Here is a 20,822-nt window from a genome sequence, read left to right as displayed (position 1 = left end):
ATTTCTCCTGATACTAAAATCGAACCAAATCAGCCAGTTGGCGCAACCGATATCGTGCAAACGTTTTTTCTAACAGACTTGTAACCAAGCGGACTTGCAGTGACGGGGGGAGAGGCGCAGAATCCGCGCCCATCTTTTGCCCCACCTGATGGAGTCCCTATGATTGCCCTGCTCGGCATCCTGAGTATCCTGGCGCTTGCCGTCATCTGCTCTGATAATCGTCGTCGTATCCCGTTGCGAACAGTTGGTCTTGCCCTCTGCCTGCAAGTCATGTTTGCCGGTCTGGTGCTCTGGCTGCCTGCCGGTCAGCACGTGCTGAACGGGGTCAGCGAGAGCGTAAGCAGCGTGATCGGTTATGGTCAGGAGGGGATCGCCTTCCTGTTCGGTGATCTGGCCAAGTTCAAGCTGGGCTTCATCTTTGCCTTCAACGTGTTGCCGGTCATCATCTTCTTCTCTGCGGTGATCGCCATTCTATATCACATCGGTATCATGCCGCGGGTGATCGCCCTGCTGGGTGGTGGCTTGCAGAAGCTGCTGGGTACCGGCCGTGCCGAGAGCCTCTCCGCGACTGCCAACATCTTCGTTGGCATGGTGGAAGCGCCGCTGGTGGTCAAACCCTACCTCTCCAAGATGTCCGATTCCCAGTTCTTCGCGGTGATGAGCTGTGGTCTCGCTTCCGTCGCCGGTGGCACCCTGGTGGGCTATGCCAGCCTCGGGGTTGAGCTGAAATACCTGATCGCTGCCGCCTTCATGTCGGCCCCTGCCGGTCTGGCGATGGCCAAAATCCTGGTGCCGCCGGGAGCTGAAGAGGTCGATCACCATCAGGATGTTGAGATCCCCCGCGCCACCAATGTGATCGAAGCGGCTGCCGATGGCGCCATGTCCGGCCTCAATATCGCGGTGGCGGTCGGTGCCACCCTGCTGGCTTTCGTTGGCGTGATCGCCATGCTCAATGGCCTACTCGGCTGGGCTGGCGGTCTGGTGGGGCTGGATCTGAGCTTCCAGATCATTTTGGGCTGGCTGTTTGCCCCCGTCTCCTGGCTGATCGGTGTACCCTGGGATCAGGCACAAGCCGCTGGCGCCCTGATCGGTACCAAGATCGTGGTCAACGAGTTCGTCGCCTTTATCGGTCTGGTGCAGGATCAGACTCTGAGCGAGTCGAGCAAGGCCATTGTGACCTTCGCCCTGTGCGGCTTTGCCAACATCTCCTCCATGGCGATCCTGATCGGCGGTCTGGGCTCCATGGTGCCGGAGCGCAAATCCTTCATCGCCCGTTACGGCATGCGTGCCATTCTCTCCGGCGTGCTGGCGAACCTGATGAGTGCCTGTCTGGCCGGTCTGTTCCTCGCCCTGTAACCGCTGCGGTACGGGATAGATGCAACAAGGGCGCCCTGATGGCGCCCTTGTCATATGGATAAAATGAAGCCCCGGCCTTGGTCGGGGCTTCTTGTTGCTGCTCAGTCGACGTAGAAGGTTTGCTGGAAGCTGAGGTTCTGTTGCTGCCCACCGCCCATGATCTTCAGGGTGAACTGATAGGTATCTTCGTTGCGGTAGGGGAGGGTCGCCAGATAGTAGATGGCATCCCCCTCTTTTACCTCCTGAAAGTTCAGGGTGCGGATGGTGCCGGTCAGGTTCTTGGCCTCACCGGTGATCCCCACGGCTTGCGCCACTTTCTGCTTGTCCTGTACCGCGATATTGATGATGGCGTTGTAGCGACTGCGCTCCAGTCCATACGCTTTGGCGACCTCTGGTGTAAGGAAGCTGGAGTTGAAGGCGTTGTAGTGCACCAACCAGGGCCCCAGCTCCTTCATCTGTTCTGCCTTGAGCGGCAGGGTCATCAGCAGTGCCAGCAGGCCACTCATCCAGGCTGTTTTCATCTGTCATCCCTCTCATATCTACGGTTGGCGCAGGCCGATTCATTCAGCCTTGCGTGTCATTCAGCAGCGCGCTCACTTCTTGCGGCAACTGTTTGGGGCTGTCGATGGCGACGGTTTTGTGCCGCCCCAGTTCGCCCCGCACTATGGTTACCTGGCCCTTGGCCACCTTGAACTGCTTGGCCAGAAACTTGATCAGATGGCTGTTGGCTTGGCCATCGACGGGCGGCGCCGTGATGGCCACTTTCAGCTCTTCGCCATGCAATCCGATGATCTGATCCCGACTCGCCTTGGGCTGGATCACCAGATGCAGTACCAGTTCATCCCCTTGTTGCAGGACGGCTGGCATCAAATCATCCACCATAGCTGGCCAAACAGGTCACCCAGCAGGTAGTTGATGGCTTGCAGGCCGATAAAGGCGACCAGCACCGAGAGGTCCAGCCCGCCCAGTGCCGGCAGTACACGGCGGATAGGGGCGAGGAAGGGCTCGGTCAGCTGATGCATCACGTATTCGATGGGGTTGCGGCCCTGGCTGACCCAGCTCAGGATGGCGCGGATCAGCAGTACCCAGAAGATCATCGAGCCCGCTTTTTTCAGCACGGTCAGCGCGGCAAACAGGCTGATGCTGAGCCAGTCCGCCAGCAGCACGTTCATGCTCTTGAGCAGGGCCAGCTTGGCGAAGGCGATGGCCAGCGCTAGCACCACGGAAGCTAGATCGATGCCGCCAAAGCCCGGGATAACGCGGCGCAGCGGGATCACCAGCGGATTAGTCAGTTTGACCACCATCTGGCTCATCGGGTTGTAGAAGTCGGCACGGGCCCACTGCAGCCAGACGCGCAGCAGGATCACCATCAGGTAGAGATCGAAAACGGTGTTAATCAGAAAGTAAGCAGTGTTCATCTGGGCTCCTGTTAGAAGAGGGTTTCCATTTCGGTGGCGCGAGCAACGGCCGCCTGCATGGCTTGCGCAGTCAGCGGCATCAGCCCCTGCTGCTGGAATGTCTTGATGGCTTCGGCTGTGGTGCCGCCCTTGCTGGTGACCTGCTCACGCAGGGTTTGCAGCGACAGCTCGGGGTTTTGCTCCACCATGGCGGCTGCGCCCAGCGCGGTCTGCTGCACCAGCAGGCGTGCCTGATCGGGCGAGAAGCCCATTGCCTCCGCCTCTTCGGCAATGGCCTGCATAAAGAGGAAGAAGTAGGCCGGGGCACTGCCCGCCGCGGCGATGACGCCGTTGATGCCGGACTCCTGCTCCACCCAGAGGGTCTTGCCGACCGCCTGCATCATCTGCTCGGCAAACGCGCGATCCGCGGCGGCAATATGTTCGGGCGCATAGAGGCCGGTCATGCCCAGACCCAACAGGGCAGGTGTATTGGGCATGGTGCGGATGATGCGGTTGTGGCCACCGGCCATCTCGCCAAGGCGCGCCACCTTGATGCCAGCTGCGATGGAGATGAGCAGCTTGCCCTCAAGGGAGCCCAGCTCTTCAACCAGTGCTGCCAGCATGCCGGCCATCAACTGCGGCTTGACCGCCAGCACGATCACTTCGGCGTCGCGGGCCGCCTCGGCATTACTCTGGGTGATGCGAATGCCATGTTCGCTCGCCAGCGCCTCCAGCTTGGGCAGACTGGGGTTGGCAGCAGTGATCTGCCCGGCGGGATAACCTGCCTTGACCAGTCCGGCGATGATACTGCGGCTCATGTTGCCCGCGCCGATAAAGGCCAGCGTTCTATGCTGCATCAGATGCTCCTGTTGCACATGGGGTCGCGGCGGGGTGGGTGCTGCCTGCACCACCTGACGCCAGAATTCGGTGTTCCATCAAACGCTCCTGTTGATGAAGTCGCGGCAAGAGGCGGACGTATGGGTTATCCGCTGGCCTTGCCTATGAGTAGTCACGGGCGCCGAAGATGGCGGTGCCGACCCGCACCATGGTGCTGCCGTGGGCTATCGCCAGTTCAAGATCCTCGGTCATCCCCATCGAGAGGGTATCGACGCTCGGGTATTGTCGCGTAAGCTCGGTGAACAGAGTCTGCATACGGGTCATTTGGGCGGCCAGTACGCGCTCGTCACTGGTGTGCTCGGGAATGGCCATCAGCCCCCGCAGCACCAGTCGCTCACTTTGAGAGACCAGCTCGGCAAGGCGGAAAATCTCTTGTTCCGACGTTCCGGATTTGCTGCTCTCTCCGCTAATATTGATTTGCAGACAAACATTTAGCGGTGCCATTGTAGTTGGGCGCTGGTTGTTGAGGCGGTCGATCAGCTTGTCCCGATCCACGCTCTGCACCCAGTCAAACCGTTCGGCGATCAGTTTGGATTTGTTCGATTGCAAAGGGCCGATAAAGTGCCACTCTATGTCGCTATATTCCGGCTGCTGGCGCAAGGTATCGATCTTGGCCGCTGCTTCCTGGGCGTAGGATTCGCCAAAGCAGCGCTGACCTGCAGCATGGGCAGCCATGATGGCCTCGACCGGCTTGGTCTTGCTCACGGCCAGCAGGCGGATCTGCTGCAGATTGCGGCTCGCCCGTTCGGCGGCCTGGGCAATACGTTCCTTTACCTGAAACAGGTGCTGGGCAATCTGGTTCATATTTCGTTAGTGATCTTGTGATGGGAGAATGACAAGTCTATGGATATCACAGAGTTATTGGCTTTCAGTGTAAAGCATAAAGCCTCGGATCTACACCTCTCGGCCGGGGTTCCCCCGATGATCAGGGTTGATGGTGAGGTTCGCAAGATCAATTTGCCCGCCCTGGAACACCGGGAAGTGCATGCCCTCATTTACGACATCATGAACGACCATCAGCGCAAGGAGCTGGAAGAGAACTTCGAGGTCGACTTCTCGTTCGAGGTGCCCAATCTGGCCCGTTTCCGGGTCAACGCCTTCCAGCAGGCGCGCGGCTCGGGCGCGGTATTTCGTACCATCCCCAGCACTGTGCTGAGCCTCGAGGATCTCGATGCGCCGGAGATCTTCCGCAAGATCGCCGAGTTCCCGCGGGGTCTGGTACTGGTGACCGGCCCGACCGGTTCCGGTAAGTCGACCACCCTGGCGGCCATGGTCAACTACATCAACGAGAACTTCCATCACCACATCCTCACCATCGAGGACCCCATCGAATTCGTCCACGAGAACAAGCGCTGTCTGGTGAACCAGCGAGAAGTGCACCGCGATACCAAGAGCTTCAGCAACGCCCTGCGCTCGGCACTGCGGGAAGACCCGGACATCATTCTGGTGGGCGAGATGCGCGACCTTGAGACCATTCGTTTGGCCATGACGGCCGCTGAAACCGGCCATCTGGTGTTTGGCACCCTGCACACCTCGTCAGCGGCCAAGACCATCGACCGTATCATCGACGTCTTCCCCGGTGCGGAGAAGGACATGGTGCGCTCCATGCTCTCCGAATCCCTGCGGGCGGTCATCTCCCAGACCCTGCTCAAACGTATCGGTGGCGGTCGGGTGGCGGCCCACGAGATCATGATGGGCATTCCGGCGGTGCGTAACCTGATCCGGGAGGACAAGATTGCCCAGCTCTACTCGGTGATCCAGACCGGGATGACCCACGGCATGCAGACCATGGATCAGAGTCTCAAGCAGCTGGTGAGTCGCGGCGTAGTGGCATCCCTCGATGCCAAGGCCAAGGCCGTTGATCCCAACAGCATTTAAGCGACTCGCACCCAGGGAGGGATAGATGATGAATCTGGATGATCTGCTGAGCGAGCTGGTCGAGCGAAAGGGATCGGATCTGTTTGTGACGGTGGGCTCGCCGCCCACCCTCAAGGTGAATGGCCATCTGGTGTCGCTGGGGGGTGAGGCGCTCGACAAGAAGGGGGCGCTGACGCTGGTCAGGGATACCCTCAGTAGCGATCACTTCGAGTGCTATATCCGCACCAAGGAGGCCAACTACGCGATCTATCGCGAGGCGCTTGGTCGTTTTCGGGTCAGCGCCTTCTGGCAGCAGGAGCTGCCCGGCATGGTGGTGCGGCGTATCGAGACCCGCATTCCTACCTTTGAAGATCTGCAGTTACCCAAGATCCTGCAAGAGGTGGCGATGGCCAAGCGGGGGCTGGTGCTGTTTGTCGGCGCCACCGGGGCGGGCAAATCGACTACCCAGGCGGCGATGATCGGCTATCGCAACCAGCATGCCGATGGTCACATTCTGACGGTGGAAGATCCGGTGGAGTTCGTCCATCAGCATGGTCGCAGTCTGGTGACCCAGCGAGAGGTGGGGATCGACACCGAGTCGTTCGATGTGGCGCTGAAAAGTTCGCTGCGTCAGGCGCCGGACGTGATCCTGATCGGCGAGATCCGAAGTCAGGAGACCATGGAGTTTGCCCTGCAGTTCGCCGAGACGGGACACCTTTGTCTCGCCACTTTGCATGCCAACAATGCCAATCAGGCGCTGGATCGCATCCTCCATCTGGTACCGCAAGACAAACACCGCCAGTTCCTGTTCGATCTCTCTTTCAACCTCAAGGCCATCGTCGCCCAGCAGCTGGTGCCGAGTATGGATGGCAAGCGGCGCTGCGCCGCGTTCGAGATCCTGCTCAATACCCCGCTCATCACCGACATCATCCGCAAGGGAGAGATGCATCGCCTCAAGGAGGTGATGACCAAATCCACCGAGCTGGGTATGCAGACCTTCGATCAGGCGCTCTTCAGCCTGTTCTGCGCCGGCCAGATTGGCTACAGTGAGGCCCTCGCCCACGCCGACTCGGCCAACGACCTGCGATTGCTGATCAAGCTATCCGGTCGCGAGCGGCTCGGCACCGGTACGCTGGACAATGTGACGCTGGATGAATGAATCATGGGGCCGCTCTGCCGTTCGGCCCCTCGCCATAAAGGAACGTTATGCTGATTGTGGTTTCCCCGGCCAAGACGCTGGATTACGAGTCACCGCTGGTGACACCCCGTTTCACCCAACCCGAGCTGCTGGATCACTCCGCCGAACTGATTAGCCGGGCCCGCCAACTGAGCCCGGACCAGATCGCCACTCTGATGAAGATCAGCGACAAGCTGGCCGGTCTCAATGCCGCCCGTTTTGCCGAGTGGCAGCCAGATTTCACCCCCGCCAATGCCCGTCAGGCGCTGCTGGCCTTCAAGGGGGATGTCTACACCGGATTGGCGGTGGAGGATTTCAGCGAGGCCGATTTTGACTTCGCTCAGGCGCACCTGCGGATGCTCTCCGGCCTCTACGGCGTGCTGCGCCCACTCGATCTGATGATGCCCTACCGGCTGGAGATGGGGACCAAGCTCGACAACGATAGCGGCAAGGATCTCTACCAGTTCTGGGGCGAGGTGATCACTCACCATCTCAACGACGCGCTGGCAGCGCAGGGGGATGAGGTGTTGATCAATCTGGCTTCCGACGAGTATTTCAAGTCGGTACGCCCCAAGAGCCTGAAAGGGCGGATTGTCACACCGGTGTTCAAGGATGAGAAGAACGGCCAGTTCAAGATCATCAGCTTCTACGCCAAGAAGGCGCGCGGCATGATGGCTCGCCACATCATCAAGCACCGTCTGACCGAGGTGGAGCAGCTGACCGGTTTCAACGCCGAGGGCTACTACTTCGTACCGGAAGAGTCGGACGCCAATACCCTGATGTTTAAACGCGCCGAAAATTAATTACAAAAAGAAGGAACCAATCTTTCGACCCGCGGGTCTGAATATGTGAATCCTCTGTTGTAAGCACTTTTTATTCGCCGACGTTTGATACGTCGGCTTTTTTATTGCCGTTTTTATTGTCCATCGATTGCCTTCGCCGGGACTATGTGGTTCAGATAGACTCAAGACAGGGAGCGAGTCGTCGTGAGGTGAATATGGAACAGAAAAATGCCATTCGGCAGGTTGCCGTACCTTGGGCTCCGTCCCGCCAGCTCCCACCCGGGCTGGTCGTTGCCGAGCTGCATCAGGATCTCTGGAGCGACTCCCTGACCATCATGCTGGGGCGGGCACGCAGCATCGATCTGCCCCCGCAAATCCTCTGCCGGGTCTATTTTCGCCATATCTATGCCCTGCGGGTCATCGAGGATTGCGATCTGGCCGAGGGGAAGGATAGTCACGCTATCGAAGAGCAGATCCAGCTCATCACCCCATCCCGTTTTGCCAGCTGGTTCCATCAGGAGTCGGACGGCCTGCATCTGGATGAAGATCTGCAGCACTATCGAATCTCGACCTGGGATTATTGCGCCGATGTGCTGACCTCCTCGGCGCCGGAACTGCAGTTCCTGCCCCAGAGCGAGTAGCCAGCTGTTACGTCAGAGGCGAAGGATGATCCTTCGCCTCTTGGTTTTTGGGCGGGCGCAGATTTTGTGGCGCTCAGGCTACTCAACCCGGGTGGCAGCCTGTTGTGTTGGCACAAAAAAAAGCGCCTCAGAGGAGGCGCGGGGAAAAAGACAGATTGGAAGCGTCACATGGGTGCTACTTGAATCAGCGAATGAGCCGTGCCATTCAAGTATGGAGCCATCATGCCAAGCTCAATCTGAAGTAGTTCTGAGGCGATTCTTCATTTTCTGTTCATCTTGTCAGCAAAGCGTGGCTACTGGCTGAAAGCCTTTTCATTTTGGCCACCATATTGTCCCGTTCCTCTCCGGGGCGGTCATCGTGTCATGGGGCCAGCTCGAATGTTGTGCCTGTCTGTTCCAGAGCCAGCAACCAGCGCTTGATGGGAATGCCGCCAGCATAGCCGGTCAGATCGCCGCTGCGTCCGATCACCCGATGGCAGGGTACTATGATGCTCAGCGGATTGCGGCCATTGGCAGCGCCTACCGCCCGCACCGCCTTGGGATTGCCGATAGCCTGGGCAATCTCGAGATAGCTGACGGTCTCGCCATAGGGGATATCGCACAAAGCGTTCCACACCGATTGTTGAAACGGGGTGCCCTTCGTTGCCATGGGCAGATCGAACTGCTGCAATTTTCCGGCGAAATAGGCGGTGAACTGCTCGACGAAAGGAGCAAGAGCCAGGTCATCACGCAGCCACTCATCGGTCGGAGTTACCGGCTGCTCCCCCTGCACGAACTCCACATAGCGCAGGCCATCCTGATCGATGGCAATGAGCAGGGGACCGCGGGCGCTGTCGCAAAAACTGTATCTCATCGGCTGACATCCTTTGGGGGCTGGGGGTTGGCTCAGTCCAGAACCGGTTTGCCGCGGGCGGATTTGATATCCCCCTTGCGCTTTTTGGCATCGACCCGTTTGCGCTGGGAGCTGCGGGTCGGCTTGGTGGCATGACGAGCCTTGGGGCGCCAGGCTGCTTTCTTCAGCAACTCCACCAGACGGCTCATCGCCTCCTTGCGGTTCATGTCCTGGCTGCGATGGCTCTCGACCCGGATCAGGATAAAGCCATCGTGTACCCGGCTGTCGCTCAGCTTGTCGAGACCCTCCTTGTAGAGGGGCGTCAGGCTGGGAGAGTTGCGGTAATCGAAGCGTAACCAGACGGCGGAGTCGGTCTTGTTGACGTGCTGTCCACCGTTGCCCTGTGCCCGCATGGTCTGAAATTGCAGCTCATGCCATGGAATCGTGACGCTGTTGGAGATAACTAACATGCTGTTTTGCTCTTGTTTGGTGCATACCCGCTGACCGCTGCAGCATGGTGCCTCATTATGGGGCGTGCTGGCCGGTTATGGGGATGTGCCTGGCGAATGGCGCAGGCATTAAACTCTATCTATATGAAATAAAACAATAAAAATACTTGGCATAAGAATTGAAGACCGATTCATGACACACCATGGATTGGGAGCAACCAGATGAAGCTGATTAGTGCGATTATCAAACCGTTCAAGTTGGACGATGTCCGCGAGGCTATTGCCAACCTGGGGGTGGAAGGGCTGACCGTGTCCGAGGTCAAGGGATTTGGCCGCCAGAAGGGACACACCGAATTATACCGGGGAGCCGAGTATCAGGTCGACTTCCTGCCCAAGGTGAAGCTGGAGATTGCTACCGCCGATGATAACGTGGAAGGGGTGATCGAGGCGATCTGCAAGGCGGCCTATACCGGCAAGATCGGCGACGGCAAGATTTTTGTCTACGACTTGCAGCAAGCGGTGCGCATCCGCACCGGCGAGAGTGACGACGAGGCGCTGTGATGAACCGCATCCGTGACGTACAGATCTGTTGACCTCCCGACCTCGGGGCATCCCGATGGCGTGAGCGCTTATTGAAGCCTGATCAACATAACGTTTTGCTCAGAAGAGGCCGAATGGGATTCCATCCGGCCCTTTTCATTTATGGGCGATTAAATATGTGATGTGGCGACGGCGAGCTTTCTTGATCCGCTTATAAGATGTATGCAGAATGCAAACGGAAATCGTTATCACTCTGTATAGCTAATCAAGGAATGGATGATGAAAATGAAGATGTTGGCACTGGCTTTCTCTGCGTTGGCAGCTCAGTCGGCATTGGCGGCCGGGGAAGTGAATGTCTACTCCAACCGGCAGGATGAGCTGATCAAGCCCATCATCCAGCAGTTCGAGAAGGAATCTGGCATCAAGGTGAATGTGGTGTTCGCCAAAGAGGGGTTGAACGAGCGTCTGGAGCGGGAAGGCAAACTCTCTCCGGCCGATCTGATGCTGACCGTCGACATCAGCCGTCTGACCGATCTGGTGGACAAGGGGCTGGTGCAGCAGGTGGACAGCAAGATCCTGCAGGAGAACATCCCCGCTATCTATCGTGATCCGGAGAATCGCTGGTTCGCCCTGACTACCCGGGTTCGCGCCATCTACTCCAGCAAGGAGCGCCTCGGCAAGCTCGACACCATCAGCTACGAAGACTTGGCCAAGCCTGAATTCAAAGGAAAAATCTGCACCCGCAGCGGCAAGCATGAGTACAATGTGGCGCTGGTCTCCTCCATGATTGCCCATCACGGCATGGCCGAGACCAAAACCTGGCTGGAAGGGGTCAAGGCCAACCTGGCGCGCAAGCCGCAGGGCAACGACCGGGATCAGGTCAAGGCGATCAAGGATGGTATCTGTGACGTGTCACTCGGCAACAGCTACTATCTGGGCGCCATGTTGAAAGATCCTGCGCAAAAGTCCTGGGCGGATGCGGTCTATATCAACTTCCCGAACCAGGCTGACCGCGGTGCCCACGTCAACGTGAGTGGCGTGGCCATGACCAAGTATGCCAAGAACAAGGCCGAGGCCCAGAAGCTGATGGAGTTTCTGGCTGGCGACACCGCCCAGCACATGTATGCGGACGTGAATGCCGAATATCCGGTCAAGGCCGGGGTCGAGCCTTCCGCCATGGTCAAGTCCTGGGGCAGTTTCAAGTCTGACGCACTACCGGTCAGCGATTACGCCAAGCACCGCAAGGACGCCTTGCAGTTGCTGGATGAGGTGAAGTTCGACTTGTAATCAGATGGGGCCAACGGCCCCATCAACATCTGTGGTCTCATGAAAAATTTTGGATGGATGACCGGCAGCTGGGCCATCGCCCTGCTGCTGGGTTTACCGGTGATTGCTCTGCTTTTCTCTGCCTTCTCGGCTGAGGGGGAGCTGTTTCGCCACCTCGCCGATACCGTGTTGCTCGATTATCTCGGCAATACCCTGGGGCTGGTGGTCGGCGTAGTATTGCTCAGCCTGCTGTTTGGCGTACCCACCGCCTGGCTGGTGGCCATGTGTCAGGTGCCGGGGCGCCGTGCCCTGCAATGGGCCTTGATGCTGCCAATGGCCATGCCCTCCTATATCGTCGCCTACGTCTATACCGACCTGCTCGACTACTCGGGCCCGTTACAAGCCGGGTTGCGAGCTCTCTTTGGTTGGAACAGCCCTGCCGATTACTGGTTTCCGGCCATTCGCTCCCTTGGCGGCGCCGCCTGGGTGCTGGCGCTGGTGCTGTTCCCCTATGTCTATCTGCTGGCCCGCGCCTCCTTTCTGGAGCAGTCAGTCAGCCTCATTCATTCCAGCCGCCTGCTAGGTTGTACCCCGTGGCAGAGCTTTCGTCGCCTCAGTCTGCCGCTGGCGCGCCCCGCCATCATGGTGGCGGTGTCGCTGGTGGCCATGGAGACGCTGGCCGATTTCGCCACCGTCCACTTCTTTGCCATCAACACTCTTACTACTGCGGTCTATGACACCTGGCTCGGCTATGGCAGTCTGGCCACTGCGGCCAAACTCTCCTGCCTGATGCTGCTGGCGGTGGTGCTGCTGATCGCGCTGGAGCGTCGCTCGCGCAGTCGACAGCAGGTGTTCCAGAAGTCCATGGGCCATGAGCAGCCGCTGCGCTATCCGCTCAAGGGGATGAGTCGCGCTCTGGCCGCTCTCTGGTGCTGGGGGCTGGTGCTGGCCGGTTTTGGCCTGCCGTTCGTCATCCTGCTGGACTACGGCGTGCGCTACTTCGAGTTGTCGTGGACGCCGGAGTTTGTCCGCTTTGCCGGCAACAGCTTGGCTATCTCTGCGCTGACCGCCCTGCTGGCGATGGGGATTGCCCTGCTGCTCGGCTTCTTCCGCCGCCTCGATGGCGGTATAAAGAGTCTGTTGCCCCTGCGCATCGCCGCCATGGGTTACGCCATGCCGGGCACCGTGCTCGCCATCGGGGTGCTGGTGCCGCTCACCGCCCTCGATTTTGCCATCAACGATCTGGCTGAGTGGCTCGGGCGTCAGGGGCCGGGCTTGCTGCTGACCGGCACCATTACCGCCATCGTGTTCGGCTATCTGGTGCGCTTCGTGGCCATTGCTATCGGCTCGGTGGAGAGCAGCATGGGCAAGATCTCCCCCAGCCTCGACATGGCTGCCCGCTCCCTGGGGCAAGGGGATGGCGGCATGCTGCGCCGGGTCCATCTGCCGCTGGTGCGCCGTGGTCTGTTTGCCGGTGCCATGCTGGTATTCATCGAATCCATGAAGGAGCTGCCCGCCGCTCTGCTGCTGCGGCCGTTCAACTTCGATACTCTGGCGACCCACGTCTATCAGTTTGTCTCGGACGAGATGCTGGAGCGCGGCGCGCTGGGGGCCATCGTTATCGTGCTGGTGGGACTGTTGCCGCTGATCTGGGTCAACCGCAGTCTGGACAGTCCGGGTCACTGAGTCGCCACGTCGGTCAATGAAATTGCATGCGGTGTGCTGAACCGAAAGGCAGCGCGCCGCCAGAAACGAGAGGAAGTCAGCCTTGTCCTGTTTGCAGGTTGAAAATGTCAGCTGCCGTTACAACGGCCGCAATGTGCTGGAACAGCTCTCCCTGACGGTGGCAGACAATGAGATCGTCTGCCTACTGGGAGCCAGTGGCTGCGGCAAAACCACGTTGCTCAAGGCCATCGCCGGGCTGCTGCCGTTGGCAGAGGGCTCTATTCGCCTCGGCGATACCCTGCTCGACGGGCCGGGTGCCAGCGTGCCGCCCGAGGCGCGCAACATCGGCATGATCTTTCAGGATTACGCCCTCTTTCCCCACCTGACGGTGGCCGACAACGTCGGTTTCGGGCTGACCAAACTCGACCGCAGTGCCCGCCAGCAGCAGGTGGACGAGGCGCTGGCGCTGGTCAATCTGCAGGGGCTGGGGGATCGTTATCCGCACCAGCTCTCCGGTGGTCAGCAGCAGCGGGTGGCCATCGCCCGGGCGCTGGTGTGCAAGCCGCGGCTGATGCTGCTGGATGAGCCCTTCTCCAACATTGATACCCAGGTGCGGATGAAGTTGATCCTCGAGATCCGCGCCCTGCTCAAGCAGCAGGGGATCGGCGCCATCTTCGTCAGCCACAGCAAGGAGGAGGCGTTCGCCTTCGCCGATCGGCTGGCGCTGTTTCGCGCCGGTCACATCGAGCAGGTGGGCCAGCCTGAGCAGCTCTATCGCCGCCCGCAAAACCGCTTCGTGGCGGAGTTTCTCGGTGGGGTCAACTATCTGGCTGCCGAGGTGGTGGACAGCCACTGCGTGCAGACGGCGCTCGGGGTCATTTGTGGCAGCGAGCCTCATGGCCGCGCGGTGGGTGAGCAGTTACAGCTGATGCTCCGCCCTCAGCAACTGCTGCTGGAGAGCGCCGCAGATGGCGAGCTCAAGGTGGTGGAGCAGCAGTTCCTCGGCCACCACTGCCGGGTGCTGTTCGAGTGTGGCGAGCTGCAGTTGGAGGCGAGCATTGGCGAGCCCCTTGATGGGATGCGGGCACGGATCAAGGTTGCCCCCCATGGGCTGGTGTTGTTTGACCCTTTGCCCTGAACGCGTGATATCGTCGTGAAATCAAAGAACTGGATCCACTCTGGTTTATAATCGCGCAACGCAAATAGCCCGTAACGCTAACGCCTACTCAGGGGAGAGATATATGAAAGCCCAAGCCGGGATCTGCGCAGAGCCGAATCTGCACGCCCTCTATCTGATGTTCAATCGCACCGGCGATGCCGCCGAACTGGTCGGCCGTCTGGCCAAATTGCCCGCCCTGTGGCAGGCGGTGGCTGCCGATTTCCCCGATGCCGGTTTCAGCGGTCTGGTTGCCGTTGGCGCCGATGCCTGGGATGGTCTCTACCCTGCCGCCCGTCCGCCCCAGTTTCGCAGCTTTATGGCGCAATCCGCCAACGGTCAGGAAGCCCCCAACACCCCGTTTGATCTCTTTATTCAGCTGCGCGCCGATCGGGTGGATGTGCTGCACCACGCCGGTCACCGTGTGATGGCGCTGCTGGCCGGGCTGGTCGAGCTGGCCGAAGAGGTGCGCGGTTTCCGCAACCTGGATTTCCGTGACCTGACCGGTTTCGTTGATGGCACCGAGAACCCGCAGGATGAACACCGTGCCGAAGTGGCGCTGCTGGCGGAAGGCGAGTTTGCCGGTGGCTCCTATATTCATGTCCAGCGCTGGGTCCACGCCATGAGCGACTGGGAGAAGCTGGCGCAGAAAGAGCAGGAAGACATTATCGGTCGCACCAAGCCCGACAACATCGAGTATGAGTCTGCCGCCAAACCGCTGACCGCCCACATCAAGCGGGTCAACCTCAAGACGCCGAAAGGGGAGTCCATGGAGATCCTGCGCCAGAGCATGCCCTGGGGCACCATGACCGAGCAGGGGCTCTACTTCATCTCCTGCTGCCGCACTCCGCAGCACTTCAACGCCATGCTGGCCAGCATGTACAAGGGGGAGGGCAGCCACTTCGACCACCTGCTGCGCTTCACCAAGGCAGTGACTGGCGCGGCTTTCTTCGCACCATCGGAAGGTTTTCTGATGGCGCAGGGCAAATAAGCCCGCCTGACGAAGCTGCAGAAAACAAAAATCCCGGCCTTGGCCGGGATTTTTCGTTCTGGCGTGACCGCGATGACGCGGTAGCGGCCATTACGGCGTCTGTTCGAACAGCTCGAGGGCGGAGAGGTAGAGCTCTTCGATATCGGTGTCGCTGGTCGGGGTGATGAAGATGGTGTCATCACCGGCGATGGTACCGAGGATCCCCTCTGCCTTGCCGAGGGAGTCGAGCAGGCGGGCGATCAGCTGGGCCGCGCCCGGGCTGGTGTGGATCACCACCAGTGCGCCGTTGTGGTCGACGTCCAGCACCAGATTTTTGAGCGGGCTGGAGGTGGTGGGTACGCCCAGTTCAACCGGCAGGCAGTAGACCATCTCCATCTTGGCGTTGCGAGTGCGAACGGCGCCGAAGCGGCTCAGCATGCGCGATACCTTGGACTGGTTGATGTTCTCGAAGCCCAGCTCTTGCAGGGCGGTGACGATTTCTGCCTGGGAGCCAAAGCGCTCTTCTTTCAGCAAGGCTTTAAAGGCCTTGGCCAGTTTTTCTTGCTTGTCGTTGTGTTTCATCTTGGTCTCACGAATGAGGAGGTGTGGCGGCCTGTGCGATACAGGCGGCAGATACGAACAGCGGGGCCATTTTGCATTCATATGCCGTTTTTTGCAAGGAAGCGGCGCTTGTTCTGCATATTGATTCAAAAATGGCTTGCATCAACCTTTATTAGGGATAGAATCGGGATGAAATTTTGAAAACTTATTCAATTGGGCTGTATGGGTATTGAATTAATAGGTATCGAGAAATCTTGGCACAAGGTGCCGGTTCTGCAACAGGTCAGCTTTCGGACATCCCCCGGTGAAACCTTGGTGTTGCTGGGCCCGAGCGGTGCTGGCAAGAGTTCCCTGCTACGGATGATGAATCTGCTGGATACCCCGGATGCGGGTGTTCTGCGGATTGGTGAAAGTGAATTTTCTTTCCCGATCTCCCTCTCTGCTGCCGAATTCAACCGCCAGTCCCAACTGCTGCGTCGCAAGGTGGGGATGGTGTTCCAGCAGTACAATCTCTGGCCACATCTTACTGTGATGGAGAATCTGATTGAAGCGCCGGTCAAGGTGCTCGGCATGAGCAAGGAGGCCGCCATCGAGAAGGGGGCCTACCTGCTGGCCCAGCTGCAACTGGCCGACAAGCGCGATGCCTGGCCTGCCCGTCTCTCTGGCGGCCAGCAGCAGCGGGTGGCCATTGCCCGTACCCTGATGATGGACCCGGAAGTGCTGCTGTTTGACGAACCGACTGCTGCCCTCGATCCCGAGATCACCAAGGAGGTGGCCGAGATCATCCGTAACCTCAGCCAGACCGGCATTACCCAGGTGGTGGTGACCCACGAGGTCGACTTTGCCCGCAAGGTGGCCAGTCAGGTGATTTATCTGGAGAAGGGGCGGATCATCGAATCCGGCACCGCTGCCATTTTCCAATCCCCGCAAACCAGCCGGTTTGCCGAATTCTTGATGCATTGATATTGAATCGATAAGGAAGCTGTCATGAAAAAGAGTCTGTTGTTGGTTGCTGCCATGGGCCTGTTGAGTACCTCCGTCATGGCCAAAGAGATCAAGTTCGCCACCGAGGCCACCTACGCGCCGTTCGAATACCTGGACGACAAGAACGAGTTTCAGGGTTTTGACATCGATCTGGCGCGCGCCATCTGCGAGCAGGCCAAGCTGGAGTGCAGCTTCCATAACCAGGCCTTTGACAGCCTGATCCCCAGCCTCAAATTCCGTCGCTACGATGCTGCCATCGCCGCCATGGACGTGACCCCGGAGCGGGCCGCACAGGTCGATTTCTCCGACATCTACTACGAGAACTCGGCAGTATTCGTCGCCAAGAAAGGGGCCTTCAAGGGGCCGGAAGAGATGGTCGACAAGACAGTCGGCGTGCAGAACGGTACCTCTCACCAGTCCTATCTGGTGGATAACTGGGTGAGCAAGGGTCTGCTGACCGTGCCGTACGCCAGCTACCAGAGCGCCTTCCTCGACATGATGAATGGCCGTACCGACGGTGTCTTTGCCGATACTGCAGTTGCTGCCGACTGGCTGAAGCAGCACAAGGAGTATGCGGTGGTGGGGACGCCGGTGACCGATGCCAAGTACTTCGGTACCGGCTTTGGCATCGCGGTCGCCAAGGGCAATCAGGAGCTGCTGACCCAGCTGAACAAGGGGCTGGCCGAGATCAAGGCCAACGGCACCTATCAGAAAATCTTCGACAAATACTTCGCGCAGTAAGCCATGTTGAGCCTGTTGTTGGATGCAGCCTGGATGACCCTCGGGCTGGCCTTGGCATCACTGGTCGGGGGCATGGTATTGGCACTGGCGTTCAGTGCCGCCGAGCTCAGCAAGAAGCGTGCGATGGTGTGGCCGGTGGCCACCCTGACCACGCTGATCCGTGGCCTGCCCGAGTTGCTGGTGGTGCTGTTTATCTACTTCGGCTCGACCCAGGTGCTGTTCCTCATCACTGGCGAGTATGTGGAGTTCAGTCCGTTCGCCTGTGGCGTGCTGGCGCTCTCCCTGCTGTTCGCCAGCTATGCGACCCAGACCCTGCGGGCGGCGCTCAATGCGGTGCCTTCAGGTCAACGGCTGGCGGCGATGGCGCTCGGTCTTGGCAAGGGCCACATCTTTTTTCGCATCGTGTTGCCGCAGGCTTGGCGTCACGCCTTGCCGGGCCTCGGCAACCAGTGGCTGGTATTGCTGAAAGATACCGCGCTGGTGTCGCTTATCGGGGTGAACGAGATGATGCGTCAGGCGCAGATGGCTTCGGCCAGTACCTATGAGCCTTTCACCTGGTATGCCGCCGCGGCCCTCATCTATCTGGCCATCAGTCTGGTGAGTGAATATGGCCTCGGGCTGGCTGCCCGCTACACCCGCCGCTACGGAGGCTAACTGATGCAAGAGTATCTCGTTACGTTGCTGGGCGGTCTGGTCACCACGCTGGAGCTGACCCTGTTCAGCCTGCTGCTGGGGATTGTGTTGGCAGCCCTGATGACCTGGGTGCTGGAGCTGCGCTTGCCGGTGGCGACCCAGCTGGTGCAGCTGTGGGTGCTGCTCTTTACCGGTACGCCGCTGCTTATCCAGATCTTCCTGATTTACTACGGGCCGGGCCAGTTCGAGTGGCTTAAAGCCAGCCCGCTCTGGCCGCTGCTTAAGCAGCCCTGGTTCTGCGCCGTGCTGGCGCTGGGTCTCAACACGGCGGCCTACTCCACCCGGTTGTTCAAGGGGGCGCTCGATGCCATCCCAGCCGGTGAGGTGGAGGCGTGTCGTGCGCTTGGCTTTAACGGCCGCCAGACCTTGTGGATGAAGGTGCGCCATGCCGCCCGTCATCTGGTGCCTGCCTACTCCAACGAGGTGATCCTGGTGCTCAAGGGGAGCTCCCTCGCCAGTACCATCACCATCATGGACATCATGGGGCTGGCGCAGGGGTTGAACGCCCAGACCTACGATACCCTGGCTGTGTTCGGGGTGGCTGGTGGGCTTTATCTGGCGATGAACGGATTGTTAACAATTGGTTTTCGCTGGTGTGAAAAACGGGCGCTGGCATTCCAATCCTGAGACCCTCAAATCTACCTCTTTATGGTAAGTAGAAGTGCAGAAAAACTGTGCTTCTCCTCCAACTTTTTGTATTTCCCTCCAATTTTTGCTCCCGCATGTTTCGTGGCTCACAGAACCCGTGACTGCAACTGTTATCAGATTGTTTTTTATGGGGGGATCCATTAAGGTTGGGCGCACAACAACAAACAACCTTAAACCTACGCTTAAACATGGAGTTGATCATGAAAGTTGCCGTTCTGGGTGCCGCTGGTGGCATCGGTCAAGCCCTCGCTCTGCTGTTGAAAAACCGTCTGCCGGCTGGCTCCGAGCTGAGCCTGTATGACATCGCCCCGGTCACCCCGGGTGTGGCCGTTGACCTCAGTCATATTCCTACCGACGTCGCCATCAAGGGCTTCTGCGGTGAAGATCCGACTCCTGCGCTGGTTGGGGCCGATGTGGTGCTGATCTCCGCCGGTGTGGCACGCAAGCCGGGGATGGATCGCTCCGACCTGTTCAACATCAACGCCGGTATCGTCAAGAATCTGGTCGAGAAGTGCGCGGCCACTTGCCCGAAAGCGCTGATCGGCATCATCACCAACCCGGTCAACACCACCGTTGCCATCGCCGCCGAAGTGCTGAAGAAAGCCGGTGTCTATGACAAGCGTCGTCTGTTTGGTGTCACCACTTTGGACGTGATCCGCGCCGAGACCTTCGTGGCCGCCGCCAAAGGGTTGAACATCGACAAGGTTCGCGTCAATGTGATCGGTGGTCACAGTGGCGTTACCATTCTGCCGCTGCTCTCCCAGATTGAAGGCGCCTCCTTCACTGCTGAAGAAGTGGCTGCCATGACCAAGCGCATCCAGAATGCCGGTACCGAAGTGGTAGAAGCCAAGGCCGGTGGCGGTTCCGCAACCCTCTCCATGGGTCAGGCGGCTTGCCGTTTCGGTCTCTCCCTCATCAAGGGTCTGCAGGGCGAAGCCAACGTTGTTGAGTGCGCCTACGTGGAAGGCAACGGCGAGCACGCCACCTTCTTCGCACAGCCGGTACTGCTGGGCAAGAACGGCGTCGAAACCGTACTGGATTACGGCAAGCTGAGCGCGTTCGAGCAGGAAGCGATGGAAGGCATGCTGGCTACCCTGAAAGCCGATATCCAGCTGGGTGTCGATTTCGTCAAGTAAGCGGGTCAACCGTGCCAACAAGGGAGCTTCGGCTCCCTTTTGTATTGATGAGATCCGCCCGGAAGGCTAAGGCTAAGGGGATGGGGCTTGGTGCCGATAACAGAGTGCAGCAGGAGATCCTTATGATGAAACCCCTTACCCTACTCATTCTTGTCGGTGCATTCACCGCGCCCCTCTATGGTGCCGAGGCGGTATCGGCTGCCGTATCGAGCGATGCGCCTGCAGCAAGTGCATCGGCACCGACCGCAAGCAGTGCTGCGGTGGCGGCCCCTGTCTCTGCTGTTACGCCAGCGCCCTCTGAGGCCGTCCCCGTCTTGCTTCCGGCTGAGCCGGTCACGCCCGTTGCCAGCAGTGGCGAGGGGGCCGCACCGCTGCCAAAACCGGCGGAGCCTGCCGCTGTGGTGGCGCCTCCCGCACCTCTGGCCGCTGGCGAGTTGCAGGCGGTGCCGCTCTATCGTCAGGACGAGCTGCTCAACTGGATTGAGCAGGGGCTCCACCTCACTCAGGTGAAGCAGGATCGCTGTCAGCTGACTCAGGATATCGAAGCGCGCGCCTCGGTGATGAAGATCCCGGCCTATCAATTCCTCTGGGGGGATATGCTGGCGTGGGGTGTCTGTACCAAGTCCAACGCCGAGCTCGGCGTGCAATATATGTGGGAGGCGGCCAATCAGGGGTTGGCGCCGGCGCTGGAGCAGTTGGGTCGCTACTACTGGAAAGGAACTTTGGTGCAGAAGGATTTGGTGCGAGCCGAAACTCTGATGCGCGAGGCGGCCAGCCTCGGTTTTCTGCGGGCTCGCATCGAGTGGGTCGAGATGCTGTTGCAGGGGATGGGCAGTCCGCTCGATTATGAGGACGCCTATCGTTGGCTCCATGGCTCCGTCATCGGTGACAAGGCGCTGCACCAGAAGGCGGCGAGTCTGCTCAACCGTCTTGGCAACCGGATGCCGGCCAACGTGGTGGCCCGCGCCAAGGCGATGCACTGACCCAAAAAAATGACCCACAGATCTGCACCTGTGGGTCCGGTTCCAGCCGCCGTGCCATGACAGGCCGGAACCTCCCTCTGTTATATGGCTG

Annotated in this window: 24 protein-coding genes; 16 read left to right on the top strand and 8 right to left on the bottom strand. The window is 59.4% G+C overall.

What is annotated here, in order from left to right; translation table 11 throughout:
- Positions 1-159: 159 nt before the first annotated feature.
- Entirely contained in the window at positions 160-1,356 is a 1,197-nt protein-coding gene (locus AB5Y84_RS18120) for a NupC/NupG family nucleoside CNT transporter (RefSeq protein WP_005357935.1), read from the top strand.
- Between the two features lie 101 nt (positions 1,357-1,457).
- Here the strand turns inward: AB5Y84_RS18120 and AB5Y84_RS18115 are convergent, their stop codons facing one another.
- The 5 genes from AB5Y84_RS18115 to AB5Y84_RS18095 all read right to left on the bottom strand — a co-directional run bounded on the left by AB5Y84_RS18115 (position 1,458) and on the right by AB5Y84_RS18095 (position 4,454).
- Entirely contained in the window at positions 1,458-1,877 is a 420-nt protein-coding gene (locus tag AB5Y84_RS18115) for a DUF4426 domain-containing protein (RefSeq protein WP_005340339.1), read from the bottom strand.
- Positions 1,878-1,920: 43 nt separating this feature from the next.
- Positions 1,921-2,223: a DUF167 family protein YggU gene (gene yggU / locus AB5Y84_RS18110; protein ID WP_021230942.1), complete on the bottom strand. Its 303-nt coding sequence runs from the start codon at positions 2,221-2,223 to the stop codon at positions 1,921-1,923.
- On the bottom strand, positions 2,223-2,774 hold the full coding sequence (locus AB5Y84_RS18105; RefSeq protein WP_005341416.1) for a YggT family protein: 552 nt from the start codon (positions 2,772-2,774) through the stop codon (positions 2,223-2,225). Before AB5Y84_RS18105 ends, yggU begins: the two co-directional genes overlap by 1 nt.
- A gap of 11 nt (positions 2,775-2,785) precedes the next feature.
- Positions 2,786-3,610, bottom strand: a complete 825-nt coding sequence (proC, locus tag AB5Y84_RS18100) for a pyrroline-5-carboxylate reductase (protein WP_368177499.1) — start codon at positions 3,608-3,610, stop codon at positions 2,786-2,788.
- 142 nt (positions 3,611-3,752) lie between these two features.
- The gene (locus AB5Y84_RS18095; RefSeq protein WP_368177498.1) at positions 3,753-4,454 is read right to left on the bottom strand and encodes a YggS family pyridoxal phosphate-dependent enzyme; all 702 of its coding nucleotides are present in this window, start codon (positions 4,452-4,454) and stop codon (positions 3,753-3,755) included.
- Positions 4,455-4,493: 39 nt separating this feature from the next.
- Between AB5Y84_RS18095 and tapT the strand changes: the two genes are divergently transcribed.
- The 4 genes from tapT to AB5Y84_RS18075 all read left to right on the top strand — a co-directional run bounded on the left by tapT (position 4,494) and on the right by AB5Y84_RS18075 (position 8,107).
- Positions 4,494-5,528, top strand: a complete 1,035-nt coding sequence (gene tapT / locus AB5Y84_RS18090) for a type IVa pilus ATPase TapT (protein WP_005340354.1) — start codon at positions 4,494-4,496, stop codon at positions 5,526-5,528.
- A gap of 28 nt (positions 5,529-5,556) precedes the next feature.
- Entirely contained in the window at positions 5,557-6,666 is a 1,110-nt protein-coding gene (tapU, locus tag AB5Y84_RS18085) for a type IVa pilus ATPase TapU (RefSeq protein ID WP_368177538.1), read from the top strand.
- Positions 6,667-6,713: 47 nt separating this feature from the next.
- Positions 6,714-7,487: a peroxide stress protein YaaA gene (gene yaaA, locus AB5Y84_RS18080; RefSeq protein WP_368177497.1), complete on the top strand. Its 774-nt coding sequence runs from the start codon at positions 6,714-6,716 to the stop codon at positions 7,485-7,487.
- Positions 7,488-7,681: 194 nt separating this feature from the next.
- Entirely contained in the window at positions 7,682-8,107 is a 426-nt protein-coding gene (locus tag AB5Y84_RS18075; RefSeq protein ID WP_005340360.1) for a hypothetical protein, read from the top strand.
- Between the two features lie 361 nt (positions 8,108-8,468).
- Here the strand turns inward: AB5Y84_RS18075 and AB5Y84_RS18070 are convergent, their stop codons facing one another.
- Complete coding sequence (locus AB5Y84_RS18070) at positions 8,469-8,960, bottom strand: methylated-DNA--[protein]-cysteine S-methyltransferase (protein WP_368177496.1); 492 nt, start codon at positions 8,958-8,960, stop codon at positions 8,469-8,471.
- Positions 8,961-8,992: 32 nt separating this feature from the next.
- On the bottom strand, positions 8,993-9,409 hold the full coding sequence (gene arfB / locus AB5Y84_RS18065) for an alternative ribosome rescue aminoacyl-tRNA hydrolase ArfB (RefSeq protein ID WP_021230947.1): 417 nt from the start codon (positions 9,407-9,409) through the stop codon (positions 8,993-8,995).
- 201 nt (positions 9,410-9,610) lie between these two features.
- On the opposite strand from arfB, the gene glnK reads away from it, so the two are divergent.
- The 5 genes from glnK to AB5Y84_RS18040 all read left to right on the top strand — a co-directional run bounded on the left by glnK (position 9,611) and on the right by AB5Y84_RS18040 (position 15,006).
- Positions 9,611-9,949 carry a P-II family nitrogen regulator gene (gene glnK, locus AB5Y84_RS18060; protein ID WP_005340373.1) on the top strand — a complete coding sequence of 113 codons (339 nt, stop codon included), beginning with the start codon at positions 9,611-9,613 and terminating at the stop codon, positions 9,947-9,949.
- A gap of 258 nt (positions 9,950-10,207) precedes the next feature.
- The gene (locus tag AB5Y84_RS18055; RefSeq protein ID WP_368177495.1) at positions 10,208-11,215 is read left to right on the top strand and encodes a Fe(3+) ABC transporter substrate-binding protein; all 1,008 of its coding nucleotides are present in this window, start codon (positions 10,208-10,210) and stop codon (positions 11,213-11,215) included.
- Between the two features lie 39 nt (positions 11,216-11,254).
- A complete protein-coding gene (locus AB5Y84_RS18050; protein WP_368177494.1) occupies positions 11,255-12,880 on the top strand; it encodes an ABC transporter permease in 1,626 nt (541 codons plus the stop codon).
- 82 nt (positions 12,881-12,962) lie between these two features.
- Positions 12,963-13,997, top strand: coding sequence for an ABC transporter ATP-binding protein (locus AB5Y84_RS18045; protein ID WP_201953727.1), 1,035 nt, complete (start codon positions 12,963-12,965; stop codon positions 13,995-13,997).
- A gap of 103 nt (positions 13,998-14,100) precedes the next feature.
- Complete coding sequence (locus AB5Y84_RS18040) at positions 14,101-15,006, top strand: Dyp-type peroxidase (protein ID WP_064338814.1); 906 nt, start codon at positions 14,101-14,103, stop codon at positions 15,004-15,006.
- Between the two features lie 90 nt (positions 15,007-15,096).
- On the opposite strand, the gene argR is transcribed toward AB5Y84_RS18040, so the two are convergent.
- A complete protein-coding gene (gene argR / locus AB5Y84_RS18035) occupies positions 15,097-15,567 on the bottom strand; it encodes a transcriptional regulator ArgR (protein WP_005340378.1) in 471 nt (156 codons plus the stop codon).
- A gap of 201 nt (positions 15,568-15,768) precedes the next feature.
- Between argR and AB5Y84_RS18030 the strand changes: the two genes are divergently transcribed.
- From AB5Y84_RS18030 to AB5Y84_RS18005, 6 genes are all read left to right on the top strand, one after another.
- Positions 15,769-16,509, top strand: a complete 741-nt coding sequence (locus AB5Y84_RS18030) for an ATP-binding cassette domain-containing protein (protein WP_160881760.1) — start codon at positions 15,769-15,771, stop codon at positions 16,507-16,509.
- Positions 16,510-16,533: 24 nt separating this feature from the next.
- Positions 16,534-17,271 carry a transporter substrate-binding domain-containing protein gene (locus AB5Y84_RS18025; RefSeq protein WP_005348898.1) on the top strand — a complete coding sequence of 246 codons (738 nt, stop codon included), beginning with the start codon at positions 16,534-16,536 and terminating at the stop codon, positions 17,269-17,271.
- Between the two features lie 3 nt (positions 17,272-17,274).
- Entirely contained in the window at positions 17,275-17,925 is a 651-nt protein-coding gene (gene artQ / locus AB5Y84_RS18020; protein ID WP_129504769.1) for an arginine ABC transporter permease ArtQ, read from the top strand.
- A 3-nt stretch (positions 17,926-17,928) separates the two neighbouring features.
- Entirely contained in the window at positions 17,929-18,591 is a 663-nt protein-coding gene (gene artM, locus AB5Y84_RS18015) for an arginine ABC transporter permease ArtM (protein ID WP_005348902.1), read from the top strand.
- Between the two features lie 221 nt (positions 18,592-18,812).
- Positions 18,813-19,748, top strand: coding sequence for a malate dehydrogenase (gene mdh / locus AB5Y84_RS18010; protein WP_005340384.1), 936 nt, complete (start codon positions 18,813-18,815; stop codon positions 19,746-19,748).
- A gap of 398 nt (positions 19,749-20,146) precedes the next feature.
- The gene (locus AB5Y84_RS18005) at positions 20,147-20,731 is read left to right on the top strand and encodes a tetratricopeptide repeat protein (protein WP_368177537.1); all 585 of its coding nucleotides are present in this window, start codon (positions 20,147-20,149) and stop codon (positions 20,729-20,731) included.
- Positions 20,732-20,822 lie beyond the last annotated feature (91 nt).

The organism is Aeromonas sp. s11 (genome assembly GCF_040907945.1).
Classification (GTDB): domain Bacteria; phylum Pseudomonadota; class Gammaproteobacteria; order Enterobacterales; family Aeromonadaceae; genus Aeromonas; species Aeromonas veronii.
Note: the sequence above shows the minus strand (reverse complement) of the source record. Positions and strands in the feature narration are given on the sequence as shown.

What these genes read in the sequence shown, in the direction of transcription:
- AB5Y84_RS18120 (WP_005357935.1), top strand. Translation starts at nt 160, where the DNA reads ATGATTGCCCTGCTCGGCATCCTGAGTATCCTGGCGCTTGCCGTCATC.
- AB5Y84_RS18115 (WP_005340339.1), bottom strand. Translation starts at nt 1,877, where the DNA reads ATGAAAACAGCCTGGATGAGTGGCCTGCTGGCACTGCTGATGACCCTG.
- yggU (WP_021230942.1), bottom strand. Translation starts at nt 2,223, where the DNA reads ATGCCAGCCGTCCTGCAACAAGGGGATGAACTGGTACTGCATCTGGTG.
- AB5Y84_RS18105 (WP_005341416.1), bottom strand. Translation starts at nt 2,774, where the DNA reads ATGAACACTGCTTACTTTCTGATTAACACCGTTTTCGATCTCTACCTG.
- proC (WP_368177499.1), bottom strand. Translation starts at nt 3,610, where the DNA reads ATGCAGCATAGAACGCTGGCCTTTATCGGCGCGGGCAACATGAGCCGC.
- AB5Y84_RS18095 (WP_368177498.1), bottom strand. Translation starts at nt 4,454, where the DNA reads ATGAACCAGATTGCCCAGCACCTGTTTCAGGTAAAGGAACGTATTGCC.
- tapT (WP_005340354.1), top strand. Translation starts at nt 4,494, where the DNA reads ATGGATATCACAGAGTTATTGGCTTTCAGTGTAAAGCATAAAGCCTCG.
- tapU (WP_368177538.1), top strand. Translation starts at nt 5,557, where the DNA reads ATGAATCTGGATGATCTGCTGAGCGAGCTGGTCGAGCGAAAGGGATCG.
- yaaA (WP_368177497.1), top strand. Translation starts at nt 6,714, where the DNA reads ATGCTGATTGTGGTTTCCCCGGCCAAGACGCTGGATTACGAGTCACCG.
- AB5Y84_RS18075 (WP_005340360.1), top strand. Translation starts at nt 7,682, where the DNA reads ATGGAACAGAAAAATGCCATTCGGCAGGTTGCCGTACCTTGGGCTCCG.
- AB5Y84_RS18070 (WP_368177496.1), bottom strand. Translation starts at nt 8,960, where the DNA reads ATGAGATACAGTTTTTGCGACAGCGCCCGCGGTCCCCTGCTCATTGCC.
- arfB (WP_021230947.1), bottom strand. Translation starts at nt 9,409, where the DNA reads ATGTTAGTTATCTCCAACAGCGTCACGATTCCATGGCATGAGCTGCAA.
- glnK (WP_005340373.1), top strand. Translation starts at nt 9,611, where the DNA reads ATGAAGCTGATTAGTGCGATTATCAAACCGTTCAAGTTGGACGATGTC.
- AB5Y84_RS18055 (WP_368177495.1), top strand. Translation starts at nt 10,208, where the DNA reads ATGAAAATGAAGATGTTGGCACTGGCTTTCTCTGCGTTGGCAGCTCAG.
- AB5Y84_RS18050 (WP_368177494.1), top strand. Translation starts at nt 11,255, where the DNA reads ATGAAAAATTTTGGATGGATGACCGGCAGCTGGGCCATCGCCCTGCTG.
- AB5Y84_RS18040 (WP_064338814.1), top strand. Translation starts at nt 14,101, where the DNA reads ATGAAAGCCCAAGCCGGGATCTGCGCAGAGCCGAATCTGCACGCCCTC.
- argR (WP_005340378.1), bottom strand. Translation starts at nt 15,567, where the DNA reads ATGAAACACAACGACAAGCAAGAAAAACTGGCCAAGGCCTTTAAAGCC.
- AB5Y84_RS18030 (WP_160881760.1), top strand. Translation starts at nt 15,769, where the DNA reads ATGGGTATTGAATTAATAGGTATCGAGAAATCTTGGCACAAGGTGCCG.
- AB5Y84_RS18025 (WP_005348898.1), top strand. Translation starts at nt 16,534, where the DNA reads ATGAAAAAGAGTCTGTTGTTGGTTGCTGCCATGGGCCTGTTGAGTACC.
- artQ (WP_129504769.1), top strand. Translation starts at nt 17,275, where the DNA reads ATGTTGAGCCTGTTGTTGGATGCAGCCTGGATGACCCTCGGGCTGGCC.
- artM (WP_005348902.1), top strand. Translation starts at nt 17,929, where the DNA reads ATGCAAGAGTATCTCGTTACGTTGCTGGGCGGTCTGGTCACCACGCTG.
- mdh (WP_005340384.1), top strand. Translation starts at nt 18,813, where the DNA reads ATGAAAGTTGCCGTTCTGGGTGCCGCTGGTGGCATCGGTCAAGCCCTC.